Below are 21,256 nucleotides of genomic sequence, written 5' to 3'. Positions count from 1 at the left end.
GAGGGCATTCTCCTACGCCGTAAAATGACAGCAGCGGGCTCCGGGCCGCCTGACAACAGACAGATGGGGAGGCGATCGGATGCCGCAGACCGATACAGCGCGCACTGAGGCGCCACCGCGTGCCCGGCTCCGGTGGTGGACCGAACTGCCGCTGATCCTGCTGGTCTACGCCTCGTACTCGGCGGGCCGTCTGCTTGCCCGCGGCAATGAGACGAGCGCCGTCGACCACGGTCTGTCGATCCTGCGCATCGAGAAGGCCCTGTACCTCAACGCCGAACACCCGCTGAACCGGCTGTTCACCCGCGAGGCCTGGCTCGGCGTACCCGCCGACTTCTGGTACGCGTCGCTGCACTACCTGGTCACGCCCGCGATCCTGATCTGGCTCTTCCGCTCCCGCGCCGTGCGCTACAGAGCTGCCCGCACCTGGCTGATGACCTCCACGTTCATCGGCCTGATCGGCTTCACCCTGCTGCCGACCTGCCCGCCCCGGCTGCTCTCCACGGGGCACGGCTTCGTGGACACGATGGCCCAGTACAGCGACTACGGCTGGTGGGGCGGCGAGGCGAGCGCGCCGCGCGGCATGGGCGGCATGACCAACCAGTACGCGGCGATGCCGAGCCTGCACGTGGGCTGGGCGCTGTGGTGCGGAGTGATGCTGTGGCGCCACGGCCGTACACCGGCTGCCAAGGTCGCGGGTGTCGTGTATCCGCTGTTCACCACGATCGTCGTGATGGGCACGGCCAACCACTACTTCCTCGACGCCGTGGCGGGCGCCGCGGTGATGGGGATCGGTCTGCTGCTGACGCCGTTCGTGATGCGGGGCGCGGACCTCGTACGGGGGCGGCTGGGCGGCTGGTTCACTCCGGTCCCGGACGCCTCGCGCGGCGCAGGTTCCTCAATTGTCAGTGGTGGATGCCAGACTTCCCCGGGTGAGCGATTCCCCCGACAGCGCGAGTCCCGAAGCGGTTCGGGAGCCGAGCCGGGTGCCTCTCCCGCGGACGCGGGGGACGGCGCTGCGGCACCGGCTCGCTGAGCTGCGAGGGCCCTCCGTCCCGCCCAAGGCACTGGACGCGCGGGCCCTCGCCGCGCTCGCCGCGAACCCAGGCTGCGACCGCCGCGCCCTCCTCGACGGCGCGGGCGTGGACAAGACGGTGCTCGCGGGCGCCCTCGGCTCGCCTTCGGGGTTCGGACAGTCCCAGTTCGCCTTCATGCGGGGCAACGCGTTCGAGGCCAGGGTGAAGGCCGACGGAGGCGCGGAGCTGCTGCGACTCGTGCACGAACGGCTGGACCCCGGCGCCGAGCCACCCGTCTCCGGAACCGTCCCCGACCTCACCGCCGTAGGCCCCGAGGGGCGTGCGGCCCGTACGGCGCTCGCCCTGCGCGAGGCCACCGCGGTCGGCGGCTGGACCCTGCTCGACCACCCCATGCTCGCCCTGGACGTCGCGGGCTCCCCCGCGTTCCTGGAGCCGGACGCGGTGGTCGTGCACCCCGACGGCAGCTGGACGGTCGTGGAGATCAAGTCCTTCCCGATGCTGGACGGCTCGGCGGACCCGGCCAAGGTGGGCGCGGCCGCCCGCCAGTCCGCGGTGTACGTACTGGCGCTGGAGGAGGTCGCCGGCCGCCTCGGCGCGACGCCGGCGACCCCGGCATCAGCTGAGGCTGAGGCTGAGGCGTCTCAGGGGCGGAGCGCCCAGGGTGGTGCCCCCGTGCCCGTGGTGCGCCACCGCATCCTGCTGGTCTGTCCCAAGGACTTCTCCAACCTGCCGACCGCGTCCGCCGTCGACATCCGCAAGCAGCGCTCGGTGACCCGCCGCCAGCTCGCCCGCCTGACCCGCGTCGAGGACATCGCCGACGCCCTCCCGGCCGGTACGTGCTTCGCCCCCGACCTCCCGGCCGCCGAGCTGACGGCCGCGGTCGAGTCGGTCCCGGCGACGTACGCCCCCGAGTGCCTGGCCGCCTGCGAGCTGGCCTTCCACTGCCGCGAGCGTTCCCGCGCCGACGGCGCGGTGACCTCCCTGGGCCGCTCGCTGCGCGCCGAGCTGGGCGGCCTGACCACGGTCGGGGACGTCCTGGCGGCGGCCCACGGAGAGACCGGGGACCCCTCCGACCCGGCGGTCGCGGCACTGCGCAGAGCGGCGGAGCTGCGGGCGGAGGCCCTGCGGGACCGTGAGGCCCGCGAGGTTCAGGACGGGCTCCCGGCGCCCATGGGCCAGGAGGTCACCCGGTGTCGCTGATCACCACGCTCGCCCGGCTGGAGGCCGTCGAGAGCGGGCGGGCGCGGCCCGTCGCCACCGTGCGGCACCGGCATCTGTCCGAGCGGCCGCTCGTCCTCGTGCCGCTGACCACCGCCGGAGAGGCCGGGGCCCCGCTCGGGGCGCTCGTCGGGACGGACCGCGACGCGCCCCGGCTGCTGGTCGTCCCGCAGCCCAGGGACCGCGACCTGAGGTTCGCGTTCCTGGCCGAACTGGCGGACGTGGTCCTGCCGTACGTCGACTCCTACGCGGACCGGGTAGAGGCCGCCGAGCGCAGCGAGACCGACCCGGAGACCGGCAAGCGCGTCAAGGTCGAGGTCGAACTGTGCGCGGACGCTCCGCAGTTGATCGTCCCGGGCCGGGCGGGCATCGATCTCGTACGGCTCCTGGGGCGCTCCATGCGCTTCCGGCGCACCGCTGAGCAGGACCCGGAGGCGCCCCATCCGGCGCCGCCCCGGGTGCCGCTGCTCGGGCGCTGGCTCACGCACTTCGGGGAGCGGGCGCGGGTGCCCGGGTCCGCGCTGCTGCTCGCCCTGACCGACGTCCTGTCCCGGCACTGGGCGACCGGCCAGTCCAGCCTGGAGGACCAGCACCTCGGGGCGCTGCTCGCCTGGATCGACCCGCCCGAGGGCGAGTCGGGCGCGCAGGCGGCGCTCAGGGCGGAGCTGGCGCGGGACGCCCGGGGGCAGCTGGTGTGCCCGCCCGCCGGGCCCGCCACCGACCCGGCCTTCGACAACAAGCTCCTCGCACCCGCCATCGACCGCTACGACCGCGCGCGGACCGCCCTCGCGGCCGCCGAGGACGGCATCGAGGCGGACGACCGCCTCGGTGAACTCACCACCGCCGAGCGGGACATCCGCGCCCTCGTCGAGAGCGTCACCCGGCCCACCTGGGACGCCGTGTGGCGCGGCCTGGACCTGGTGCGGGCCCTGCCCGAGGGCGCGCACGCGACCGACCGGTGGACCCGCGACCGCTGGTCGTTCACCGGCCACCGCGACCGGATCACCGCCGGGGAGCCGCCGCAGCCGCGCCGCGACGACGCGGTCACCGCGGCGAACAAGCTCGCCACGCGCGAGCGCGAGCAGGCCCGGGTGGAAGCCCAGGAGGCCCTCGACGACGCGCTGGTCATGGCCGGCCGGCGGCTCGCCGGGGAGGCGTTCGCGGGCGAGGTCACGGACGTGGTCATGACGTACAGCGAGGGCAAGCGGCCCAGCCCTCGCCCGCTGGTCACCGTACGCACGGACGACCGCCCGCACCTCGGGGAGCGCGCGAAGGTCTACCGCTCGCTGGGCGGCAAGCCGCAGGCCGCCGAGTTCGTCGGATACGAGCAGTACGGCGACCGGGGCGAAGGTGATGACGGGGCGGGTGCCGTCGTGCTGCGCATCGTCGACAAGATGGGCCGCGGCAAGGAACCCGACGCCGGGTCCGTGCCCGAGAAGGGCGACCTCCTCTGCTTCACGCTCTTCGAGCACGAACAGCGTGGCGGGGCGAAGCTGCCCGACCCGGAGGAGACACCGTGGACGCACGGCGGGCCGCCGGGCGAGCCCGACGCCGTACCGCAGCCGGACCCGGTGACCGAGGAGGACGTACTGTGACCGGCTCCGCCGTGGGAACCGGCGTCTTCGACCCGGGTGCCGAGGCCGCCCGGGCCACCGACGCGATCCTGCGCGACACCCTGCACGGCAATGCCCGCGGTGTCGTGGTCGACTCGCCGCCCGGCGCCGGGAAGTCGACGCTCGTCGTGCGCGCGGCCCTCGAACTCGCGTCCGCGGGGCGGCCGTTGATGGTGATCGCGCAGACCAACGCCCAGGTCGACGATCTGGTGCTGCGGCTCGCCGAGAAGGATGCCGAGCTGCCGGTGGGCCGGCTGCACAGCAGTGATCCCGACCCGTACGACAAGGCGCTCGACGACCTGCCGAACGTACGCAAGTCGACCAAGGCGGCCGATCTGGCGGGGCTGGACGTCGTGATCTCGACGGCCGCGAAGTGGGCGCACGTCAAGGGCGTCGAGCCGTGGCGGCACGCGATCGTCGACGAGGCGTACCAGATGCGATCGGACGCACTGCTCGCCGTCGCGGGGCTCTTCGAGCGGGCGCTGTTCGTGGGCGACCCGGGGCAGTTGGACCCGTTCGCGATCGTGGGAGCGGAGCAGTGGGCGGGTCTGTCGTACGACCCGTCGGCGTCCGCCGTGACCACGCTGCTGGCCCACAACCCCGAACTCCCGCAGCACCGGCTGCCGGTGTCCTGGCGGCTGCCCGCCTCGGCCGCGCCGCTGGTCTCGGACGCGTTCTACCCGTACACGCCCTTCCGCAGCGGCACGGGCCACGGCGACCGTCGTCTGGACTTCGCCGTCGCGTCGGACGGTTCGGGAGCCGACCGGGTCATCGACGAGGCGGCGCACGCGGGTTGGGGCCTGCTGGAGCTCCCGGCCCGGCACACGCCTCGTACGGACCCCGAGGCGGTACGGGCCCTCGCGCAGGTCGTACGGCGGCTGCTGGACCGCGGCGGCGCGGCGACGTCGGAGCGGTCGGCCGATCCGGTGCCGCTGACGGCCGACCGGATCGCCGTCGGCACGGCGCACCGGGACCAGGCGGCCGCCGTCCGCTCGGCCCTGACAGAGCTCGGCGTGTCCGGCGTCACCGTCGACACGGCCAACCGGCTCCAGGGCCGGGAGTTCGACGTGACCGTCATCCTCCACCCGCTCTCGGGCCGCCCCGACGCCACCGCCTTCCACCTGGAGACGGGCCGCCTGTGCGTCCTCGCCTCCCGGCACCGGCACGCCTGCATCGTGGTCTGCCGCGAGGGGGTCACGTCCCTCCTGGACGACCACCCGTCCACGGAACCCGTGCAACTGGGCGTCACCGTGAAGTTCCCGGACGGCTGGGAGGCCAACCACGCGGTGCTGTCACATCTGGCGGAACACCGGGTGCCCTGGCGCCCGTGACCGCCGCTCCCCCGCCCCATCGGGAGCCGCGGGGCCCACTTGCGCGGGCGGGGGACAATGGACGGTGGCCCGCGGAGAGGGCCTGACTACGTACGAGGAGGAGAAGACATGGCGGAGCCCACGCCGCGTCGGAACGAACCGCGGCTACGCCCCGCGCCCCTGCTCTTCGAGCCCGCGGAGGCGGCCTCCGACCCGGAGCACTTTTTCGACCTGGAGTCGATAGACGACCCTCGCGCCCTGCTGGCCCGGGCCACGGAGCTGACGCAGGCGTTCCGCGCCGCGGCCGACCGGGCCGTCGAGTTCCAGGCGATCGCCGCCGCGCAGCTCGCCGACCCGCGGCGGTTCGACCGGCTGAAGCCGGCCGACATCGCCGAGCGGGCCGAGTGGACCGAGGACTACGCGAAGAAGATGATCGAATTCGGCCGGGACCTGCTGCGAGGCGTCGACGGCAACGGGCGCGGACACGGACACGGACACGGGGTGGGCGACCACGTCTGAGGCGCCGACACGCCGGAGACGACGGCACCCGGCACGGAGACCCGCCCGGCGGAACCGCGCGGGATGGCAGCGCACGGGGTGCGGACACGCGAACGCCGACTCAGGGGATGCGCCCGCACGGGAAGCGGGCGCGCGGAACAGCGACCCACGGCACGCCGACCTACGGCACGCCGACCTACGGAATACGCCTGCACGGCACGCGCACGCACGAAAGCCGACCCGCGGGATGCGCCCGCACGGGAAGCGGGCGCACGGAACACCGACCCACGGCACGCCGACCTACGGAATACGCCTGCACGGCACGCGCACGCACGCACGCACGCACGAAAGCCGACCCGCGGGATACCCCCGCACGGGAAGCGGACGCACGGAACACCGACCCACGAAACGCCGACCCACGAAACGCCCGCCCACGGAATGCGCCCGCACAGGACGCGGGCGCACAGGAAGTGGGCGCGCAAGATACGCACGCACGGCACCCGCACGCACGAAACGCCGACCCACGGCACGCGCACATGCGGGTCACCTACGCACGAACGCCGACCCACGTCGTACGCCCGCACGCCACGCGCACGCGCGGGGCACCGACGCAGGGCACCGACACCGGAACACACCCCCGCCGGACCCGGCCGGCGAGCCCTCGCGAAGGTGGCACCCGCAGCCTCAGCAAGGCTTTTTGGCATATGCCAGTCGGGCAAGATACTCCTCCCCGCTCCCTCCTGTCCCGGATTCCGGCAACTCTCGGGAACGGGGTGCTCACCACCAGTAAATGTTGGTGGCATGAGCAGCACACGGAACCCGGCAAGCAGCTCCCCCCACGGACCCGGCCGCCCGTTGCCCGACCGGTTCGACGTCTGCGGTGTCACCTCGGAGGGCGCCGCCTGGCTCGCCTCGGCAGGAACGTATCCGCGCAGCACGCTCGCCCTCTGGGAGGACCGGCCCGGCGCTCCGGTCGTCCTGCCCTGCGGTACCGCCTTCGACGTAGTCAGCGCCCCCGCGATGTTCGGCCGGCGGATGCTCGACCGCCTGTGGGACGAGGGCCCGGGCTCGGGCCCGGTCGCGGCGTACCGGGGCCGGATGCTGCTGTTCGCCGCCTCCGGCACCGCCCAGCGGCTCCCCTCGCTCCTGGAGTGGGAGGAGTGGGGCACCCGCGACACCGGGGGTCACGGCCGCGGCAGCGCGGTCCCGCCGCTGCTCTGCCACGGCACGGGCGACGCCGTGACCGTCCCCGCGCCGAACCCGGGCGACAGCGGCCCCGACCTGGGCTCCGCCCGCCTCGACTCCCGCTGGCTCGTCGCCCCCGACACCCGCCACCCCTGGCTCCCCGGCCCCGAAATCCTGCTCTGGGCGGCCGTACGGGCGGCGCGCGCCACCGCCTCCGCCGCCGTGCGGATATCGATTTTTCCTGAGTCCGATCAGGATGCTAAGGTCTACGACGTCAGCAGGCGCCGCTAGCTCAGTTGGTTAGAGCAGCTGACTCTTAATCAGCGGGTCCGGGGTTCGAGTCCCTGGCGGCGCACAGACGGTGAGAAGCCCCTCGCGAGAGCGAGGGGCTTCTTGCGTACCCGGCGCGTGCGGGGTGCGGTGCCCCCGCGGTCCTTACGCAGACGGCGTGATCTCCACCGTCCAGGCCCCCGAAGCCGTCCGGTCCTGCACCTCGACGCGGACGTTCTCGCCCGGCACCGTGAAGCTCTCGCCGAGTGCCACGGGGGCGTCCGCGAGGGGCGGGTAGACCGAGTCCTCCCAGCAGGCCTCGGTGCGCGGGTGGGCGTCCACGACCTCGATCGGGCCGCCGCCGGACGCGGCCCCGCCACGGACGCGGTAGACGAGGACGCCCTGTGTGCACGCCGAGTCGTCGTTGCCCGCCGAGCCGCGCGCCTCGAAGGCGAGCGCGCTGTCGGAACCGGTGGGCACGACCGCCAGCTTGGTGCCGCGCCCGGAGCCGAAGGCCGGGGCCCCCGAGCCCAGCGGCGGCGACCCCGCCGCCCGCGGCACCCCGGCGGACGCCACCGCGGCCGCGGCCGGCCCCGCGCCGAGCGGCTCCAGAGTCAGCCGTGTACTGCGCGGGCCCCGCACGCACATCACCTGGCGCGGTTCCAGCCAGCCCAGCTTCCACTTGTGCCAGGCAAAGAGGTCGGGGGCGAGCCCGAACTGGCTGCCCATGAGATCCCAGTCGCCGACGTACGTGTCCCAGTCGCCCTTGCCGTCGACGGGCCGGTGATAGAGGTCGGGGAGGTCGAAGACGTGGCCCGTCTCGTGAGCGAGGACGAGACGGTCCGGCGGATGCTTCTCGAAGACCGTGACGACCCGGCGGATGTCCCTGCCGTCGGCCCGCAGCGGGGTGTCGAGATTGACGACCTTCGTCGCGTCCGAGTCGACACCCGGCGCGTCCGGATCGGCGACGAAGTAGACGATGTCGTAGCGCGAGAAGTCGACCTGCCGATCGGACGCGGCGAGCGCGTCGCGCAGGTACGCGGAGCGGCGCGCGGCGTTCCAGTCGCGCTGTATGGCGTACGACGTGGAGGAGTGCGGCATCCGGATCCAGTCACGCTGCGGGTGCGGGCGCAGGGTGAACTTGCCGTAGGAGGCGCGTTCGAAGAAGCGGCTGGTCGACGGGAAGTAATCGGCGGTCAGCTCGGCGGGGGTGGTGCGCGGCTCGGAGTCCGGGAAGGACAGGAAGACCATCACCGCGTCGAGAGCGCGGGTGGGGCGCGGATAGGCGGCGTTCCAGGTGTCGAGGCCCTCCGAGTGGTGGGCCTCGGTCCGCTTCAGCGCGCACGGGGCCGCTCGGGGTTCGGCGAGCGCCGGGCCTGTCACGAGGGAGGTCGCGGCCAGTGCTGTCATCGAGGTGAACACCGCCGCGGTACTGCGCCAGCGGGGCGCCCCGTCACGGGCGAGGGCCCGTAGGGCCTCACGGGTGAGCCCCTTCAGGGGGAGCGGACGCGGCACGTCGACCTCCGGATGCGGATTTCGGGATACCGCACCCAGCCTGGGCGGGATTGTGACACTTCGCCCTGTTTATCTGCACCAGAAGAGTGAGGGGGTACCCGAGGCCGACACCCCGAACACTCACGGAACGTCACATGCGGTCGGCGGGGGAAGGATCCGGTCCAGATCCAGGCAGAAACGATCTGTCAGAAGGGGTGGTTGTTCCGGGACACTGGACAGTGGCTGGAAGGCCCCGAGACCAGCCTCTATGATCGGCACACTTTCCTGCACGGACACGGCTTGTGCGGCCGTCCATCACTGGCCGACCGCCGCAACGAGACCCATACGAAGAACGAGTGCACTGCGGGAGCGAGCGGTGAGCGGAACGTCCGAAGGGCCGGCGCCCGCGGCAGACCTCGTCCGGCCGGCCGTCACAGAGCGTCACATCGATGCATCTCCTTGCGACACACCACCTCGTAGCGACGCACCACCCCGTACGGGTACAACGCCCCGTACGGACGCAACGCCCCTGATGGACCCCACGCCTCTGACGGGTACCTCACCCCTCACGGGCACGTCACCGGGTACGGGCGCAGCACCGCCCACGGATGCGGCGCACCCTGCTGAGGTGCCGCCCCGCACCTTCCGGGCCGCGTTCGCCGCGGCCCCTCTCGCGATGGCGTTCGTCGACCGCGAGGGCCTGGTCGTCACGGCGAACGAGGCGCTGGGCTCACTGCTCGGCACCGGATCCGACGGTCTCACCGGGCGGATCGCCGCCGACCTGGTCGACCTGGCGACGGACGCCCGTACCTGGCACGCGTACCGCGAGGTGCTGCGCGGCCGCCAGGCAAGGCTGCGCTGCACACGCCGCCTCAAGCACCCCGACGGGCACTCGCTCTGGGTACAGGTGACGATCGCGCCGCTGCCCCCCGAGGAGCAGGGGGTGCTGCTGTCGGTCGCCGACATCAGTGCCCGGCGTGAACTCCAGGCGCGACTGCGGCACTTGCAGATGCACGATCCGGTGACCCGGCTGCCCAACCGGACGCTGTTCTTCGAGCGACTTTCGGCCGCGCTGGAGGCGGAGGCGTACGAGGAGGGCGGCACCGGCCGGATCGGGCTCTGCTATCTGGACCTGGACGGGTTCAAGGCGGTCAACGACACGCTCGGCCATCGCATCGGCGACCGGCTGCTCGCGGCCGTCGCCGAACGCCTGACGCGCTGTGCCGACGAGGCGGGATACGCCAGAGCGGCCACCCCGCTGGTCGCCAGACTCGGCGGGGACGAGTTCGCGCTCCTTGTCGAGGACTCCACCGGCACCGACCAGTTGGCGGACCTCGCGGAGTCCGTCCTCAAGTCCCTGCAGGTCCCCTTCGACCTCTCGGGGCAGCGGCTCTCCCTGTCCGCGTCGATCGGAGTCGTCGAGCGCCGCGCCGCCGGGACCACCGCGACGGGCCTGATGCAGGCCGCGGACACGACGCTGTACTGGGCGAAGGCCGACGGCAAGGGCCGCTGGACCCTCTTCGACCCGGAGCGCAACGCCCACCGCATGACCCGCCAGGCCCTGGCCTCCACACTCCGCGCGGCGATCGACCGCGGTGAATTCACGCTGGAGTACCAGCCGTTGGTGGGCATGGCGGACGGTGGCGTCCGCGGAGTCGAGGCCCTGGTGCGCTGGAACCACCCGCAGTTCGGGATGCTCACGCCGAATCGGTTCATCGGACTGGCCGAGGAGGACGGCTCGATCGTGCAGCTCGGCCGCTGGGTGCTGGCCACCGCCTGCCGGCAGGCACGCCGCTGGCAGTTGGACCACCCGGACGCCGCGCCGATCTTCGTGAGCGTCAACGTGGCGGTGCGCCAGGTGTGGGACTCCGACCTGGTCGCGGACGTCGCGGAGACCCTCGCGGAGACCGGACTCGCCCCGGGGCTCCTGCAGTTGGAGCTCACCGAGTCGGCCGTGATGGGCTCGGCGGGCCGACCGCTGCAGGCCCTTCAGGCCCTCAGCGACATGGGCGTCGGCATCGCCATCGACGACTTCGGCACCGGCTACTCGAACCTGGCCTACCTCAGCCGCCTTCCGGTGTCGGTCCTGAAACTGGACGGCTCCTTCGTCCGCGGCTTCCAGTACGAGACCACCGGGAAGCACGACGGCGCGTCCGGCAATCCCAACCCCGCGGACGAGGTCATCGTCGAGGCCCTCATCCAGCTCGCCCACCGTCTGGGCCTGACCGTCACCGCCGAATGCGTGGAGACCGCCTCGCAGGCCACCCGGCTGCGCGGCATCGGCTGCGACACCGGCCAGGGCTGGCTGTACTCGCGGCCGGTGGCGCCGGATCGTATCTCCGCACTACTGCAGGCCGAGGCCCCCGGTCAGGCCTGACCGGGCAACCCGTAGGCGTCCGCGATGAGTTCGTAGGAGCGCAGGCGTACGTCGCCGCTGTGGGCGTTGCCCGTGATCATCAACTCGTCGGCTCCGGTGCGCTTTTGCAGGTCGTCGAGGCCGGAGCGGACCTCGTCGGGGGTGCCGTGGATGACATTGGTGTTCCAGGAGTCGACGAACTCCCGCTCCATCGGGCTGAATTCGTACGCCTCCGCCTCCTCCGGGGTGGGGACCAGACCCGGGCGGCCGGTGCGCAGGCGGACCATGTTGAGGGCGGCGGCCAGCACCTGGCGGCGGGCCTCCTTCTCGTCGTCCGTGGCGAGGGCGGAGACGCCGATCAGGGCGTAGGGAGCGGCGAGCACGGCCGAGGGGCGGAAGGACTCGCGGTAGAGGTCCAGCGCCGGGATGGTGTTCTGCGCCGAGAAGTGGTGCGCGAAGGCGAACGGGAGGCCGAGCATGCCGGCCAGACGGGCGCTGAAACCGGAGGAGCCGAGGAGCCAGATCGGGGGGCGGTGCGGGGACTGGACGCCACCGGGGGACGTGGACTGGATCGGGCCGGGGACCGCGTGGATGCGGGCGTAGGGGTGGCCGGAGGGGAAGTCGTCGTCCAGGAAGCGGGTCAGTTCCGCGAGCTGCTCGGGGAAGTCGTCCGCGCCTTCGTTGAGGCGTTCCGTGCGGCGGAGGGCCGCGGCCGTGGCGCCGTCCGTGCCGGGGGCCCGGCCGAGGCCGAGGTCCACCCGGCCCGGAGCCATGGCCTCCAGCGTGCCGAACTGTTCCGCGATGACGAGCGGGGCATGGTTGGGGAGCATGACGCCGCCCGAGCCGAGCCGGATGCGGGTGGTGTGGGCGGCCAGGTGGGCGAGGATCACGGCGGGCGACGAGGACGCCACGCCCGGCATGGAGTGGTGTTCGGCCACCCAGTAGCGGTGGAAGCCGCGGGATTCCGCGAGGCGGGAGATCTTCACGCTGGTGGCGAGGGCGTCGGTCGCGGTGCGGCCTGCGCCCACCGTGACGAGGTCCAGTACGGAGAGGGGTACCGGGGCGGTGCCCTGTGCCGTGCCTCGGATGTCGTCCGTTTCGTCCACTGCCGCCACGGGGGTTCCTCCTGATGGTGTACGTCGCGCTGTCCGCGGCGTACTAACAGGGGACTGTCCCCGGTTATTCCCGGCCTTCTTTCGCCCCCTCCGCCCCGTACTCGGGGGCTCCGCCCCCGAACCCCCGCTCCTCGAACGCCGGAGGGGCTGGATACAGCCCGTCCGGCGTTTGAGGACGAGCGCGTCCCCCTCACACCTGCACGAGCGGCTCCTTCGTGAAGAGTGACCCCAGTTCCGGGGCGTTCACGCGGCGGTCGGTCAGGCGGAGGGCTTCCCAGACCGTCACCTGGTTGGCGGTGAGGACGGGTTTGCCGAGGGTGGATTCGAGGAGGGGGAGGTGGGAGGCGGTGTGGAGGGCGGTGTCGGGGAGGAGGACCACGTCCGCGTCGGGCCGGTCGGCCTCCCGGGCGAGGGCGAGCACCTCGGCCTCGCCCCACGTGCCGACCTCCGCCGCCGTCACGATCCCGGCCCCGCGCACGGCCACCACCTCCGTACCGGCGTCCTTCAGAAACGTGGCGAAGAGCGCGGCCACGTCCTCCGGATAGGTCGCGCCGACCGCGACACGCCCCGCGCCGATCTCCCGTACCGCGTGGGCGAAGGCGAAGGACGTGGAGGAGGCGGGCAGGCCCGCCCTGCGGGCGAGCGCGCGGACCTGGTCGTGGGCGCCGTTCCAGCCGTGGACGAAGCTGCCGCTGGTGCACGCCCACACCACTGCCTCGGCGCCGGAGAGCCGCAGTTCCTCGACGCCCGCGGCGAGGCGGTCCTCCGCTCCCATCTCCAGCAGCGCGTCCACGCGGTGGGCGTCCTCGCCGATGTCCGTGTGCACCACGGCCAGCCGGATGTCGCTGCCCAGCAGCTGCTCCATGCGCGGGTAGTCGTCCTCGCCCGAGTGTCCGGGGTAGAGGAATCCGAGTGCGGTCATGCCCAACCTTCCTGTTCTTCCGGCAGTACGGGCCCCTGCCGGGCGGCCCGATCGACGAGCCGCTGATACGGCCCCACGGCTCGGGTACCCAGATGGCGCAAGGCGGCCCACATCGTCACCTGGTTGGCCGAGAGAACCGGGATGCGCAGTTCCGCCTCCAGCTGGGGGATGACGTCGTACGTCGGAAGGTTGGTGCAGCTGATGAAGAGGGCGTCCGCCGGACCGGGGACCTCGGACACCGCCTGGCGTGCCATGTCGACCACATCGCGGTAGGGGACCTTCCAGATGTGCCGGGTCAGGCCCAGCGAGGTGCGGCCGGTGACGGTGACGCCCGCCTCGGCGAGGTACTCCTCCAGGGACTGGGTGACCGAGACCGTGTACGGCGTGACCAGCGCGATCCGGCGGGCGCCCAGCTCGTCCAGCGCTTCGAGCAGCGCCCCGGAGGTGGTGACCGAGGGGACGGCGCCGGCCCGGGTCATCGCCTCGCACATCGCCCGCTCGCCCGCGACCCCGCCGACGAAACTGCCCGAGGTGCACGCGTACGCGACGACCTCGGGCCCGACGGCGGTCAGCGCGCGCACCGCGTCCCCCAGCGTCTCGTGCTCGGAGACCAGCCGGGCCAGGTCGAGACTGACCTCGACGGGCACGAACGGGGTGCGCGTGAGGTGCAGCGACACGTCGTCCGGGGTCCAGCGCCACAGTTCGCGGTCGAGGGCGAAGTCGAAAGGGGCGACGACTCCGACAGCGCGTTGCGCGGCCGGTCCGCCGAGAAAGGAGACGTCCATGTCAGCCACCGGCCTCACGACGGGAAACGGGTGAGCAACGGACCCGATGCGGGCCCGTGTTGACGAAGGTAGGTTCGGGTGCGAGCGTGGTCAATCCGCGCATCTCAGACGGTTCCGACCACCTTCGCGCACGAAGGAGCGCCGCCTACACCCCCGGAGAACACCCTCCGGTGAACAAGCCCGGAGAACCCAGAAAAGCGGACCCGCATTGCGAAACAGTTTCCCGGACATGTCCGACACGACCCTGCTCGTCCTGGACGCCGAGCCGCCGCCCCGCCTGGGCCGGCTCACCGGGCGGGTACGGATCGAGCACGCCGACGAGTCGACGCTGGCCGCGCGGCTGCCGGGCGCCGACGTGCTGCTCGTGTGGGACTTCGCCTCGCACGCCGTGCGCCGGGCCTGGCCGGGCGAGGGACCGCGGCCGCGCTGGGTGCACACGGCGAGCGCGGGCGTGGACCATCTGATGTGTCCCGAAATGGCGGCGTCCGACACGGTGGTGACCAACGCGCGGGGCATCTTCGACCAGCCGATCGCCGAGTACGTCGCCGCCCTGGTCCTCGCGATGGCCAAGGATCTGCCGAGCACATGGGAGCTGCAGCGCAGCCACGTGTGGCGCCACCGCGAGTCGCAGCGGGTCTCCGGCACGCGCGCCTGCGTGGTGGGCTCGGGGCCGATCGGGCGGGCGATCCAGAAGAACCTGAAGGCCCTGGGGATCACGACCGCGCTGGTGGGGCGCACCCCGCGCACCGGTATCCACGGTCCGGCCGACCTCGACCGGCTGATGGCCCGCGCCGACTGGGTGGTGTCGGCGGCACCGCTCACGCCGGACACGTACGGCATGTTCGACGCGCGGCGCTTCGGGATGATGCAGCCCTCGGCGCGCTTCGTCAACGTCGGACGCGGGCAGCTCGTCGTGCAGGACGCACTCGTGGAGGCGCTGTCGAAGCGGTGGATCGCGGGGGCGGCCCTGGATGTCTTCGACCGTGAACCGCTGGGCCCCGAGAGCCCGTTGTGGGAGGTGCCGGGGCTGATCGTGTCGCCGCACATGAGCGGGGACACGGTCGGCTGGCGCGACGAACTCGGCATGCAGTTCGTGGAGTTGTACGAGCGCTGGGCGGCGGGCCTGCCGCTGCCGAACGTGGTCGACAAGCAGCGCGGGTACGTACCCGGGCATTGAAGCACGCGCCGGAACACCGAAGTCGCAGCGAACTCCCCATGGCTGGAGGGCGGATGACGGAACTCACCGAGCTCACCGCGGTACAACTGGTCGACGGCTACCGCAAGGGCGAATTCAGCCCCGTGGACGCGACCCGCGCGGCCCTGCGGCGGGCGCAGGAGGTCCAGCCCGCCGTGAACGCCTTCGTGCGGCTGTTCGCGGACGAAGCCCTCGCGGGGGCGGCCGAGTCGGCGGACCGCTGGCGGCGCGGCGAGCCGGCGGGCCTGCTGGACGGGGTCCCCGTCACGGTGAAGGACATCCTGCTGCTGCGCGGCGCCCCGACCCTGCGCGGCTCCGAAACCATTGATCCGCAGGGCAGTTGGGACGAGGACGCCCCGTCCGTGGCCCGGCTGCGCGAGCACGGCGCCGTCTTCCTGGGCAAGACGACGACACCCGAGTTCGGCTGGAAGGGCGTCACGGACTCACCGCAGTCGGGCGTGACCCGCAATCCGTACGACGTCACGCGCACGGCGGGCGGCTCCAGCGGTGGCAGCGCCGCGGCGGTGGCGCTGGGCGCGGGCCCGCTTTCCCTGGGCACGGACGGCGGGGGCAGTGTGCGCATCCCGGCCGCCTTCTGCGGGATCTTCGCGCTGAAGCCGACGTACGGGAGGGTGCCGCTGTATCCGGCGAGCGCGTTCGGGACGCTCTCGCACGTGGGCCCGATGACGCGGGACGCGGCCGACGCGGCGCTGATGCTGGACGTGATCAGCGGGGCCGACGCGCGCGACTGGTCGGGGCTCGGGCCGGTCGGCGGGTCGTTCACGGACGCGCTGGACGGCGGGGTGCAGGGGCTGCGGGTCGCGTACTCGCCCTCGCTCGGCGGTCAGGTCGCGGTCCGCCCGGCCGTCGCGGCGGCGGTGCGGCGGGCGGTGGAGCGGCTCGCAGGGCTCGGCGCGCACGTCACGGAGGTCGACCCCGACCTGACCGATCCGGTCGAGGCATTCCATGTGCTCTGGTTCAGCGGGGCGGCCCGTGTGACCCAGCGTCTCGGACCGCACCAGCGGGAGCTGCTCGATCCGGGCCTGCGGGAGATCTGCGGCCTCGGCGCCCGGTTCAGCGCGCTGGACTACCTCGCGGCGGTGGACGTCCGCATGGAGTTGGGGCGGCGGATGGGCCGCTTCCACTCCTCGCACGACCTGCTGGTCACGCCGACGCTGCCACTCACCGCGTTCGAGGCGGGTGCGGAGGTCCCGGCGGGCTCCGGCCACCGGCGCTGGACGGGCTGGACGCCGTTCACGTACCCCTTCAACATGACCCAGCAGCCCGCGGCGACCGTGCCGGTCGGGGTGGACGGGGACGGGCTGCCGGTGGGGCTGCAGATCGTGGCCGCCCGGCACCGCGACGACCTCGTGCTGCGCGCGGCGCACGCGCTCTTCGAAGCGGGAGCCGCCGGAACGGGGACGGTCCCTCCCGCGCCTACGCCCGCCGGAAGCTGAGCGTCTCCCCCAGCGCTCCCGACCGCCACAGGTCGTTGCAGGCCTCGGCCATCGCGTCGAGGCCGTCGACCACCTGGCCCCAGACGATCCCCGGCACCCAGCCCACGTCGCCGTTGAGCAGCAGGTTGTTGCGTTCGTAGAAGAGCGCGAGGTCGACGACGGTGCTGCCGGGGCGCACCTCGGCGTCGTAGCCGTACGCCTTCGTCCCCAGCTCGGCACCCGCGAAGGAGAAATAACAGAGATCTCCCGGGATCGGGGTAACTGTCGGATTTTCCAGCGGTGGCTCCGATTTCACGAAAGGCGGGAAAAGGGCGTAGATCTCATTGCGTGCGTACTTCGCGTGGTAGACGTCGCTGCCGAGCGGCAGGGCATTCCAGACCGCGGCGCAGGTGATCGGCGCCCGGTCGTCGAGCAGCTTCGCCGTGCAGTGGATTCCCCGCTTGACCAGCGAGACTTCGATGTAGCGATCAGCCATGCGTTCCATGGTCCCGCGCCGGTCAAGAGCGCCCCCGGTTCATCCGGGGCTGAAACCGGTCTGCATAACTCGGATGGTCCCGGGTAGCCGCGCGCCCATGGCTCCACCACATGGCAATCGCACAGAGAAACCCGGAACCACCCGCCGGTCGCTGCTCGCGGGGGTGGCGGCGCTCGGCGCGCTGGGGGCGGCCGGCTGCAGCCGGGTGGCCTCGGCGTCCGGCGTGGAGGGCGGTGATCTGCTCGACCGGCTGAAGGCACAGGGTGTCGTACGGCTCGGTATCGCAGGCGAGATCCCCTTCGGGTACATCGACAAGAACGGCGAACTGACCGGTGAGGCGCCGGAACTCGCGAGGGCTGTCTTCAAACGGCTCGGGGTGGACAAGGTCCAGCCCGTGCCGACCGAGTTCGGCTCGCTCATTCCTGGGCTCAATTCACAGCAGTTCGACGTCGTGGCCGCCGGTATGTACGTCAATGCGGACCGCTGCAAGCAGGTCATATTCGCCGATCCGGACTACCAGATGCTGGACGCCTTCATCGTCCGCAAGGGCAACCCGAAGGGCCTGCACAACTACCGCGACGTCGTGGAGAAGAAGGCGAAGTTCGCCACCGGCACGGGATACGCGGAAATCCAGTACGCGGTCGATGCCGGGTACAAGGAGAGCGACATCCTGATCGTCCCGGACCAGGTGGCCGGGCTGAACGCCGTGGAGGCCGGACGCGTCGACGTCTTCGCCGGTACGGCGCTGACCACCCGTGCGGTCGTCAAGAAGTCCTCCAAGACCGAGTCGACCGCGGCCTTCGCGCCGCTCGTCGACGGGAAGAAGCATGTCGACGGGGGCGCGTTCGCGTTCCGGCCGACCGAGACGACGCTGCGGGACGCCTTCAACGTGGAGTTGCGGAAGCTGAAGAAGAGCGGCGAGCTGTTCCGCATCCTCCGGCCCTTCGGCTTCACCAAGGCGGAGATGACCGATCTGACCGCGAAGGAGCTGTGCGGCGGATGACCTCGGGACTCTGGGAACTCGTACTGAAGGGGATCTGGGTCACCGTCCAGCTGCTGATCTTCAGCGCGCTGCTGGCCGGTGCCGTCTCCTTCGCGGTGGGGATCGCGCGCACCTCGCGACTGTGGATCGTCCGCTTCCTCGCGGGCTTCTACACCGAGGTGTTCCGCGGCACCTCCGCGCTGATCATGATCTTCTGGGTGTACTTCGTGCTGCCCCCGGCCTTCGGCTGGCAGCTCGTCCCGATGTGGGCGGGCACCCTCGCACTCGGCCTCACCTACGGGGCGTACGGCTCCGAAGTGGTGCGCGGCGCGCTGAACGCCGTCGACCCCGCCCAGCGCGAGGGCGGTATCGCGCTCAGCTTCACGCCCTGGCAGCGGATGCGGCTGGTCCTGCTGCCGCAGGCGGTGCCGGAGATGATCCCCTCCTTCTCGAACCTGCTGATCGAGCTGCTCAAGGGCACCGCCCTGGTCTCCGTCATGGGCATGGGCGATCTGGCGTTCAGCGCCAACCTGGTGCGGCTCGCGTTGCAGCAGAGCGCGGAGATCTACACGTACGTCCTGCTGATCTACTTCGTGATCGCCTTCCTGCTCACCCGGGTCATGCGCGGTCTGGAGAAACGGCTGAAGGCCGGGGTCGGCAAGCAGCCGGAGGGCGACCGGTCCAAGCTCGCGCTGCGCCGTGAGATGGCGGACGCCTCCGCCGGCGGCGGCACCGGAGTAGGAGGTGTCCGATGAAGTGGGACTGGAGCGCGGTCGGCGATTTCATGCCGCACTTCTGGGACGGACTGCTGGTCACCCTGCAGGCGCTGGCCCTCGGCTCGGTGATCTCCTTCGCCCTCGGGCTGGTGTGGGCGCTGCTGATGCGGGTGCCCACGCGCTGGGTGCGCTGGCCGGTCGGGGTGGTCACGGAGTTCATCCGGAACACGCCCCTGCTGGTGCAGTTGTTCTTCCTCTTCTACGTGCTGCCCGAGTGGAACTTCACGTTCTCCGCGCTGACCACCGGGGTCGTCGCGATCGGACTGCACTACTCGACGTACACGATGCAGGTCTACCGGGCCGGTATCGAGGGCGTGCCCGCCGGCCAGTGGGAAGCGGCCACGGCGCTCAACCTGCCGCTGCGGCGCACCTGGACGGCGGTGATCCTCCCGCAGGCGATCCGCCGGGTGGTGCCCGCACTCGGCAACTACGTCATCTCGATGCTCAAGGACACGCCCCTGCTCATGGTGATCACCGTCCTGGACATGCTCGGCGAGGCACGGCTGTACTCGCAGCAGCACTTCCAGTTCACGGAACCGCTCACCGTCATCGGCGTGGCCTTCATCCTCATCGCCTATCCGGCTTCCCTCCTCATGCGAGCCCTGGAGCGACGTCTTGTCCGCTGACACCAATCCCGTGAAGGACCTTGCCAACCCGAAGGTGGACGGCAGCGAGCTGATCCGCTTCGACAAGGTCACCAAGCGCTTCGGGGGCAACACCGTCCTCGACGGGCTCGACTTCTCCGTCGAGTCCGGTAAGCACGTCACCCTGATCGGCCCCTCCGGCTCCGGGAAGACGACGATCCTGCGGCTGCTGATGACGCTGGCCAAGCCCGAGGAGGGAACGATCACGGTCGCCGGGGACCAGCTCTTCCCCGCCCCGGAGAAGCAGATCCGGGAGGTCCGCAAGAAGATCGGGATGGTCTTCCAGCAGTTCAACCTGTTCCCGAACATGAAGGTGCTGCGCAACATCACCGAGGCGCCGGTCACCGTCCTCGGCCTGTCCAAGGACGAGGCCGAGCAGCGGGCCCGCGAGCTGCTCGACCTCGTGGGGCTCGCGGACAAGTGCGATGCCTATCCGACCCAGCTGTCCGGCGGGCAGCAGCAGCGAGTCGCGATAGCGCGGGCGCTGGCGATGCGGCCGCAGGTGCTGCTCCTGGACGAGGTGACGTCGGCACTCGACCCGGAGCTGGTCGCGGGCGTCCTCGACGTACTCCGTGACATCGCCCGCACCACCGACATCACCATGCTCTGCGTGACGCACGAGATGGGCTTCGCCCGGGACATCTCGGACCAGGTCCTGATGTTCGACGCCGGCCATGTCATCGAATCCGGTCCGCCGGAGAAGATCTTCGGCGAACCGGAGCACGACCGGACCCGTGAGTTCCTGAGCGCGGTGCTGACCTGACGACAGCGCGATGACGGCCCGAAGCACTGGGTCATGACGCTGGCATATGCCATGGTGGCGCGTTCCTGCTGAGAGAGCCGGAACGCGCCATCTTTCTCGCCAACAACCCCTCACAGCAACCGTCTTGGCGGTTATCGTGGACGAAGCCCAGCTGTCCGGCTGCATGTATCTGTAAAGCCCGGCCACATAGCGCAGGGGGAACCGTGGCGCTCAAGCACGAGCCGACCGCGCCCTACCACTCGGCCCAGGATGCCCTGCGCGTCCTGGAAACGGTGGCGCGGCACTCAACCGGCATCACCGACATCGAGCTCGCCCGCCACACCGGCCTCGGCACGGAGCGGCTGACCACGCTCCTGCGGATGCTGCGGCGAGAGGGTTACGTCGAGCAGATCACCGACGGTGCGTACGTCAGCGGCACCGCACTCAAGCGACTGACCTCGACGCACGGCCGCGACCAGGCCCTGCGCGACAAACTCCAGCAGACCATCGACCGGCTGCGCGACTCGGTCGGCGCCGCCATCTACCTCAGCCGCTACATCGACGGCGAGGTGCACATCACCCAGTGCGCCACCGGACCCGCGACGCCGGCCGTCCACGAATGGGTCGACTTCCGCTCCGCCGCCCACGCCAGCGCGCTCGGCAAGAGCCTGCTCGGCCAGCTCGACCTCAACGCCCGCCGCGATCACCTCTCCCGGCACAAGATGGCCCGCCTCACCTCGCGCACCATCACCAACGAGCGCCAGCTCCTGTCCCGGCTCGACGCCCAGCCGCCCACGGTGCCGGTGCTCGATCTCCAGGAGTACGCGATCGGCACGGTCTGCGCGGCCGTCCCGATCACAGCCGGCTCCGCCGTCGGCTGCCTCGCCCTGTCCCTGCCGGTGGAACACGCCCACCGCCTCCGCCGAGCGGCGGACACCCTGAACCGGGAGGCCGCGCCGGTACTGCTGTCGCTGGCGATCTAGAACCTGGTCCGGAGCACCCCTCCGGACCAGGTAGTATTTTCTTTGTCGCCGACCGCGAAAGCGGAAGGCGAGAGTCATGCGCCGCTAGCTCAGTTGGTTAGAGCAGCTGACTCTTAATCAGCGGGTCCGGGGTTCGAGTCCCTGGCGGCGCACGCTAGCGATAGCGAGGCATGTTCGCAGAAAGCGCGAACATGCCTCAGAT

19 protein-coding genes and 2 tRNA genes are annotated in these 21,256 nt (G+C 71.6%); 16 read left to right on the top strand and 5 right to left on the bottom strand.

Annotation, left to right across the window (positions count from 1 at the left end; all coding sequences use genetic code 11):
• Positions 1 to 79 precede the first annotated feature (79 nt).
• From ACN6LB_RS06865 to ACN6LB_RS06835, 7 genes are all read left to right on the top strand, one after another.
• Entirely contained in the window at positions 80 to 1,033 is a 954-nt protein-coding gene (locus ACN6LB_RS06865) for a phosphatase PAP2 family protein (protein ID WP_356142051.1), read from the top strand.
• The gene (locus ACN6LB_RS06860) at positions 984 to 2,234 is read left to right on the top strand and encodes a hypothetical protein (protein ID WP_445024990.1); all 1,251 of its coding nucleotides are present in this window, start codon (positions 984 to 986) and stop codon (positions 2,232 to 2,234) included. Before ACN6LB_RS06865 ends, ACN6LB_RS06860 begins: the two co-directional genes overlap by 50 nt.
• Positions 2,225 to 3,847, top strand: a complete 1,623-nt coding sequence (locus ACN6LB_RS06855; RefSeq protein WP_445024989.1) for a hypothetical protein — start codon at positions 2,225 to 2,227, stop codon at positions 3,845 to 3,847. Before ACN6LB_RS06860 ends, ACN6LB_RS06855 begins: the two co-directional genes overlap by 10 nt.
• A gap of 11 nt (positions 3,848 to 3,858) precedes the next feature.
• Positions 3,859 to 5,196: an AAA domain-containing protein gene (locus ACN6LB_RS06850; RefSeq protein ID WP_445025100.1), complete on the top strand. Its 1,338-nt coding sequence runs from the start codon at positions 3,859 to 3,861 to the stop codon at positions 5,194 to 5,196.
• Positions 5,197 to 5,304: 108 nt separating this feature from the next.
• Positions 5,305 to 5,694 (top strand): hypothetical protein, encoded by a 390-nt coding sequence (locus tag ACN6LB_RS06845; protein WP_445024988.1) that lies wholly within the window; start codon positions 5,305 to 5,307, stop codon positions 5,692 to 5,694.
• A 780-nt stretch (positions 5,695 to 6,474) separates the two neighbouring features.
• The gene (locus ACN6LB_RS06840; protein WP_445024987.1) at positions 6,475 to 7,149 is read left to right on the top strand and encodes a bifunctional DNA primase/polymerase; all 675 of its coding nucleotides are present in this window, start codon (positions 6,475 to 6,477) and stop codon (positions 7,147 to 7,149) included.
• Positions 7,140 to 7,213: transfer RNA gene (locus tag ACN6LB_RS06835), tRNA-Lys, on the top strand. Before ACN6LB_RS06840 ends, ACN6LB_RS06835 begins: the two co-directional genes overlap by 10 nt.
• An 80-nt stretch (positions 7,214 to 7,293) precedes the next feature.
• Here the strand turns inward: ACN6LB_RS06835 and ACN6LB_RS06830 are convergent.
• Entirely contained in the window at positions 7,294 to 8,643 is a 1,350-nt protein-coding gene (locus ACN6LB_RS06830) for a M6 family metalloprotease domain-containing protein (protein ID WP_445024986.1), read from the bottom strand.
• Positions 8,644 to 8,998: 355 nt separating this feature from the next.
• Here ACN6LB_RS06830 and ACN6LB_RS06825 point away from each other — a divergent pair, with 355 nt between their 5' ends.
• On the top strand, positions 8,999 to 10,999 hold the full coding sequence (locus ACN6LB_RS06825; protein WP_445024985.1) for an EAL domain-containing protein: 2,001 nt from the start codon (positions 8,999 to 9,001) through the stop codon (positions 10,997 to 10,999).
• Here the strand turns inward: ACN6LB_RS06825 and ACN6LB_RS06820 are convergent.
• The 3 genes from ACN6LB_RS06820 to ACN6LB_RS06810 form a co-directional block, all read right to left on the bottom strand.
• Positions 10,990 to 12,093 (bottom strand): LLM class flavin-dependent oxidoreductase, encoded by a 1,104-nt coding sequence (locus tag ACN6LB_RS06820; protein ID WP_445024984.1) that lies wholly within the window; start codon positions 12,091 to 12,093, stop codon positions 10,990 to 10,992. The two genes, ACN6LB_RS06825 and ACN6LB_RS06820, sit on opposite strands and share 10 nt — an antisense overlap.
• A 190-nt stretch (positions 12,094 to 12,283) precedes the next feature.
• Positions 12,284 to 13,015: a maleate cis-trans isomerase family protein gene (locus ACN6LB_RS06815; RefSeq protein WP_445024983.1), complete on the bottom strand. Its 732-nt coding sequence runs from the start codon at positions 13,013 to 13,015 to the stop codon at positions 12,284 to 12,286.
• On the bottom strand, positions 13,012 to 13,800 hold the full coding sequence (locus ACN6LB_RS06810) for a maleate cis-trans isomerase family protein (RefSeq protein ID WP_356142033.1): 789 nt from the start codon (positions 13,798 to 13,800) through the stop codon (positions 13,012 to 13,014). Before ACN6LB_RS06810 ends, ACN6LB_RS06815 begins: the two co-directional genes overlap by 4 nt.
• Positions 13,801 to 14,029: 229 nt before the next feature.
• Here ACN6LB_RS06810 and ACN6LB_RS06805 point away from each other — a divergent pair, with 229 nt between their 5' ends.
• Both ACN6LB_RS06805 and ACN6LB_RS06800 read left to right on the top strand, forming a co-directional pair.
• Positions 14,030 to 14,977, top strand: coding sequence for a D-2-hydroxyacid dehydrogenase (locus tag ACN6LB_RS06805; RefSeq protein WP_445024982.1), 948 nt, complete (start codon positions 14,030 to 14,032; stop codon positions 14,975 to 14,977).
• 53 nt (positions 14,978 to 15,030) lie between these two features.
• Positions 15,031 to 16,452, top strand: a complete 1,422-nt coding sequence (locus ACN6LB_RS06800; RefSeq protein ID WP_445024981.1) for an amidase — start codon at positions 15,031 to 15,033, stop codon at positions 16,450 to 16,452.
• On the opposite strand, the gene ACN6LB_RS06795 is transcribed toward ACN6LB_RS06800, so the two are convergent.
• Positions 16,433 to 16,927 (bottom strand): DUF3830 family protein, encoded by a 495-nt coding sequence (locus ACN6LB_RS06795; RefSeq protein ID WP_445024980.1) that lies wholly within the window; start codon positions 16,925 to 16,927, stop codon positions 16,433 to 16,435. The two genes, ACN6LB_RS06800 and ACN6LB_RS06795, sit on opposite strands and share 20 nt — an antisense overlap.
• A gap of 97 nt (positions 16,928 to 17,024) precedes the next feature.
• On the opposite strand from ACN6LB_RS06795, the gene ehuB reads away from it, so the two are divergent.
• The 6 genes from ehuB to ACN6LB_RS06765 all read left to right on the top strand — a co-directional run bounded on the left by ehuB (position 17,025) and on the right by ACN6LB_RS06765 (position 21,206).
• On the top strand, positions 17,025 to 17,930 hold the full coding sequence (ehuB, locus tag ACN6LB_RS06790; RefSeq protein WP_356142025.1) for an ectoine/hydroxyectoine ABC transporter substrate-binding protein EhuB: 906 nt from the start codon (positions 17,025 to 17,027) through the stop codon (positions 17,928 to 17,930).
• Entirely contained in the window at positions 17,927 to 18,664 is a 738-nt protein-coding gene (gene ehuC, locus ACN6LB_RS06785) for an ectoine/hydroxyectoine ABC transporter permease subunit EhuC (protein ID WP_356142022.1), read from the top strand. The genes ehuB and ehuC overlap by 4 nt, the downstream gene beginning before the upstream one ends.
• Positions 18,661 to 19,311, top strand: a complete 651-nt coding sequence (ehuD, locus tag ACN6LB_RS06780) for an ectoine/hydroxyectoine ABC transporter permease subunit EhuD (protein ID WP_356142020.1) — start codon at positions 18,661 to 18,663, stop codon at positions 19,309 to 19,311. The genes ehuC and ehuD overlap by 4 nt, the downstream gene beginning before the upstream one ends.
• Complete coding sequence (ehuA, locus tag ACN6LB_RS06775) at positions 19,301 to 20,092, top strand: ectoine/hydroxyectoine ABC transporter ATP-binding protein EhuA (RefSeq protein WP_356142018.1); 792 nt, start codon at positions 19,301 to 19,303, stop codon at positions 20,090 to 20,092. Before ehuD ends, ehuA begins: the two co-directional genes overlap by 11 nt.
• 203 nt (positions 20,093 to 20,295) lie before the next feature.
• A complete protein-coding gene (locus tag ACN6LB_RS06770; protein WP_356142014.1) occupies positions 20,296 to 21,054 on the top strand; it encodes an IclR family transcriptional regulator in 759 nt (252 codons plus the stop codon).
• A gap of 78 nt (positions 21,055 to 21,132) precedes the next feature.
• Positions 21,133 to 21,206, top strand: a tRNA-Lys gene (locus ACN6LB_RS06765).
• The last annotated feature ends 50 nt before the right edge of the window (positions 21,207 to 21,256 follow it).

The organism is Streptomyces sp. SAS_270 (assembly GCF_052543295.1).
This window is presented reverse-complemented; position numbering and strand designations above follow the sequence as displayed.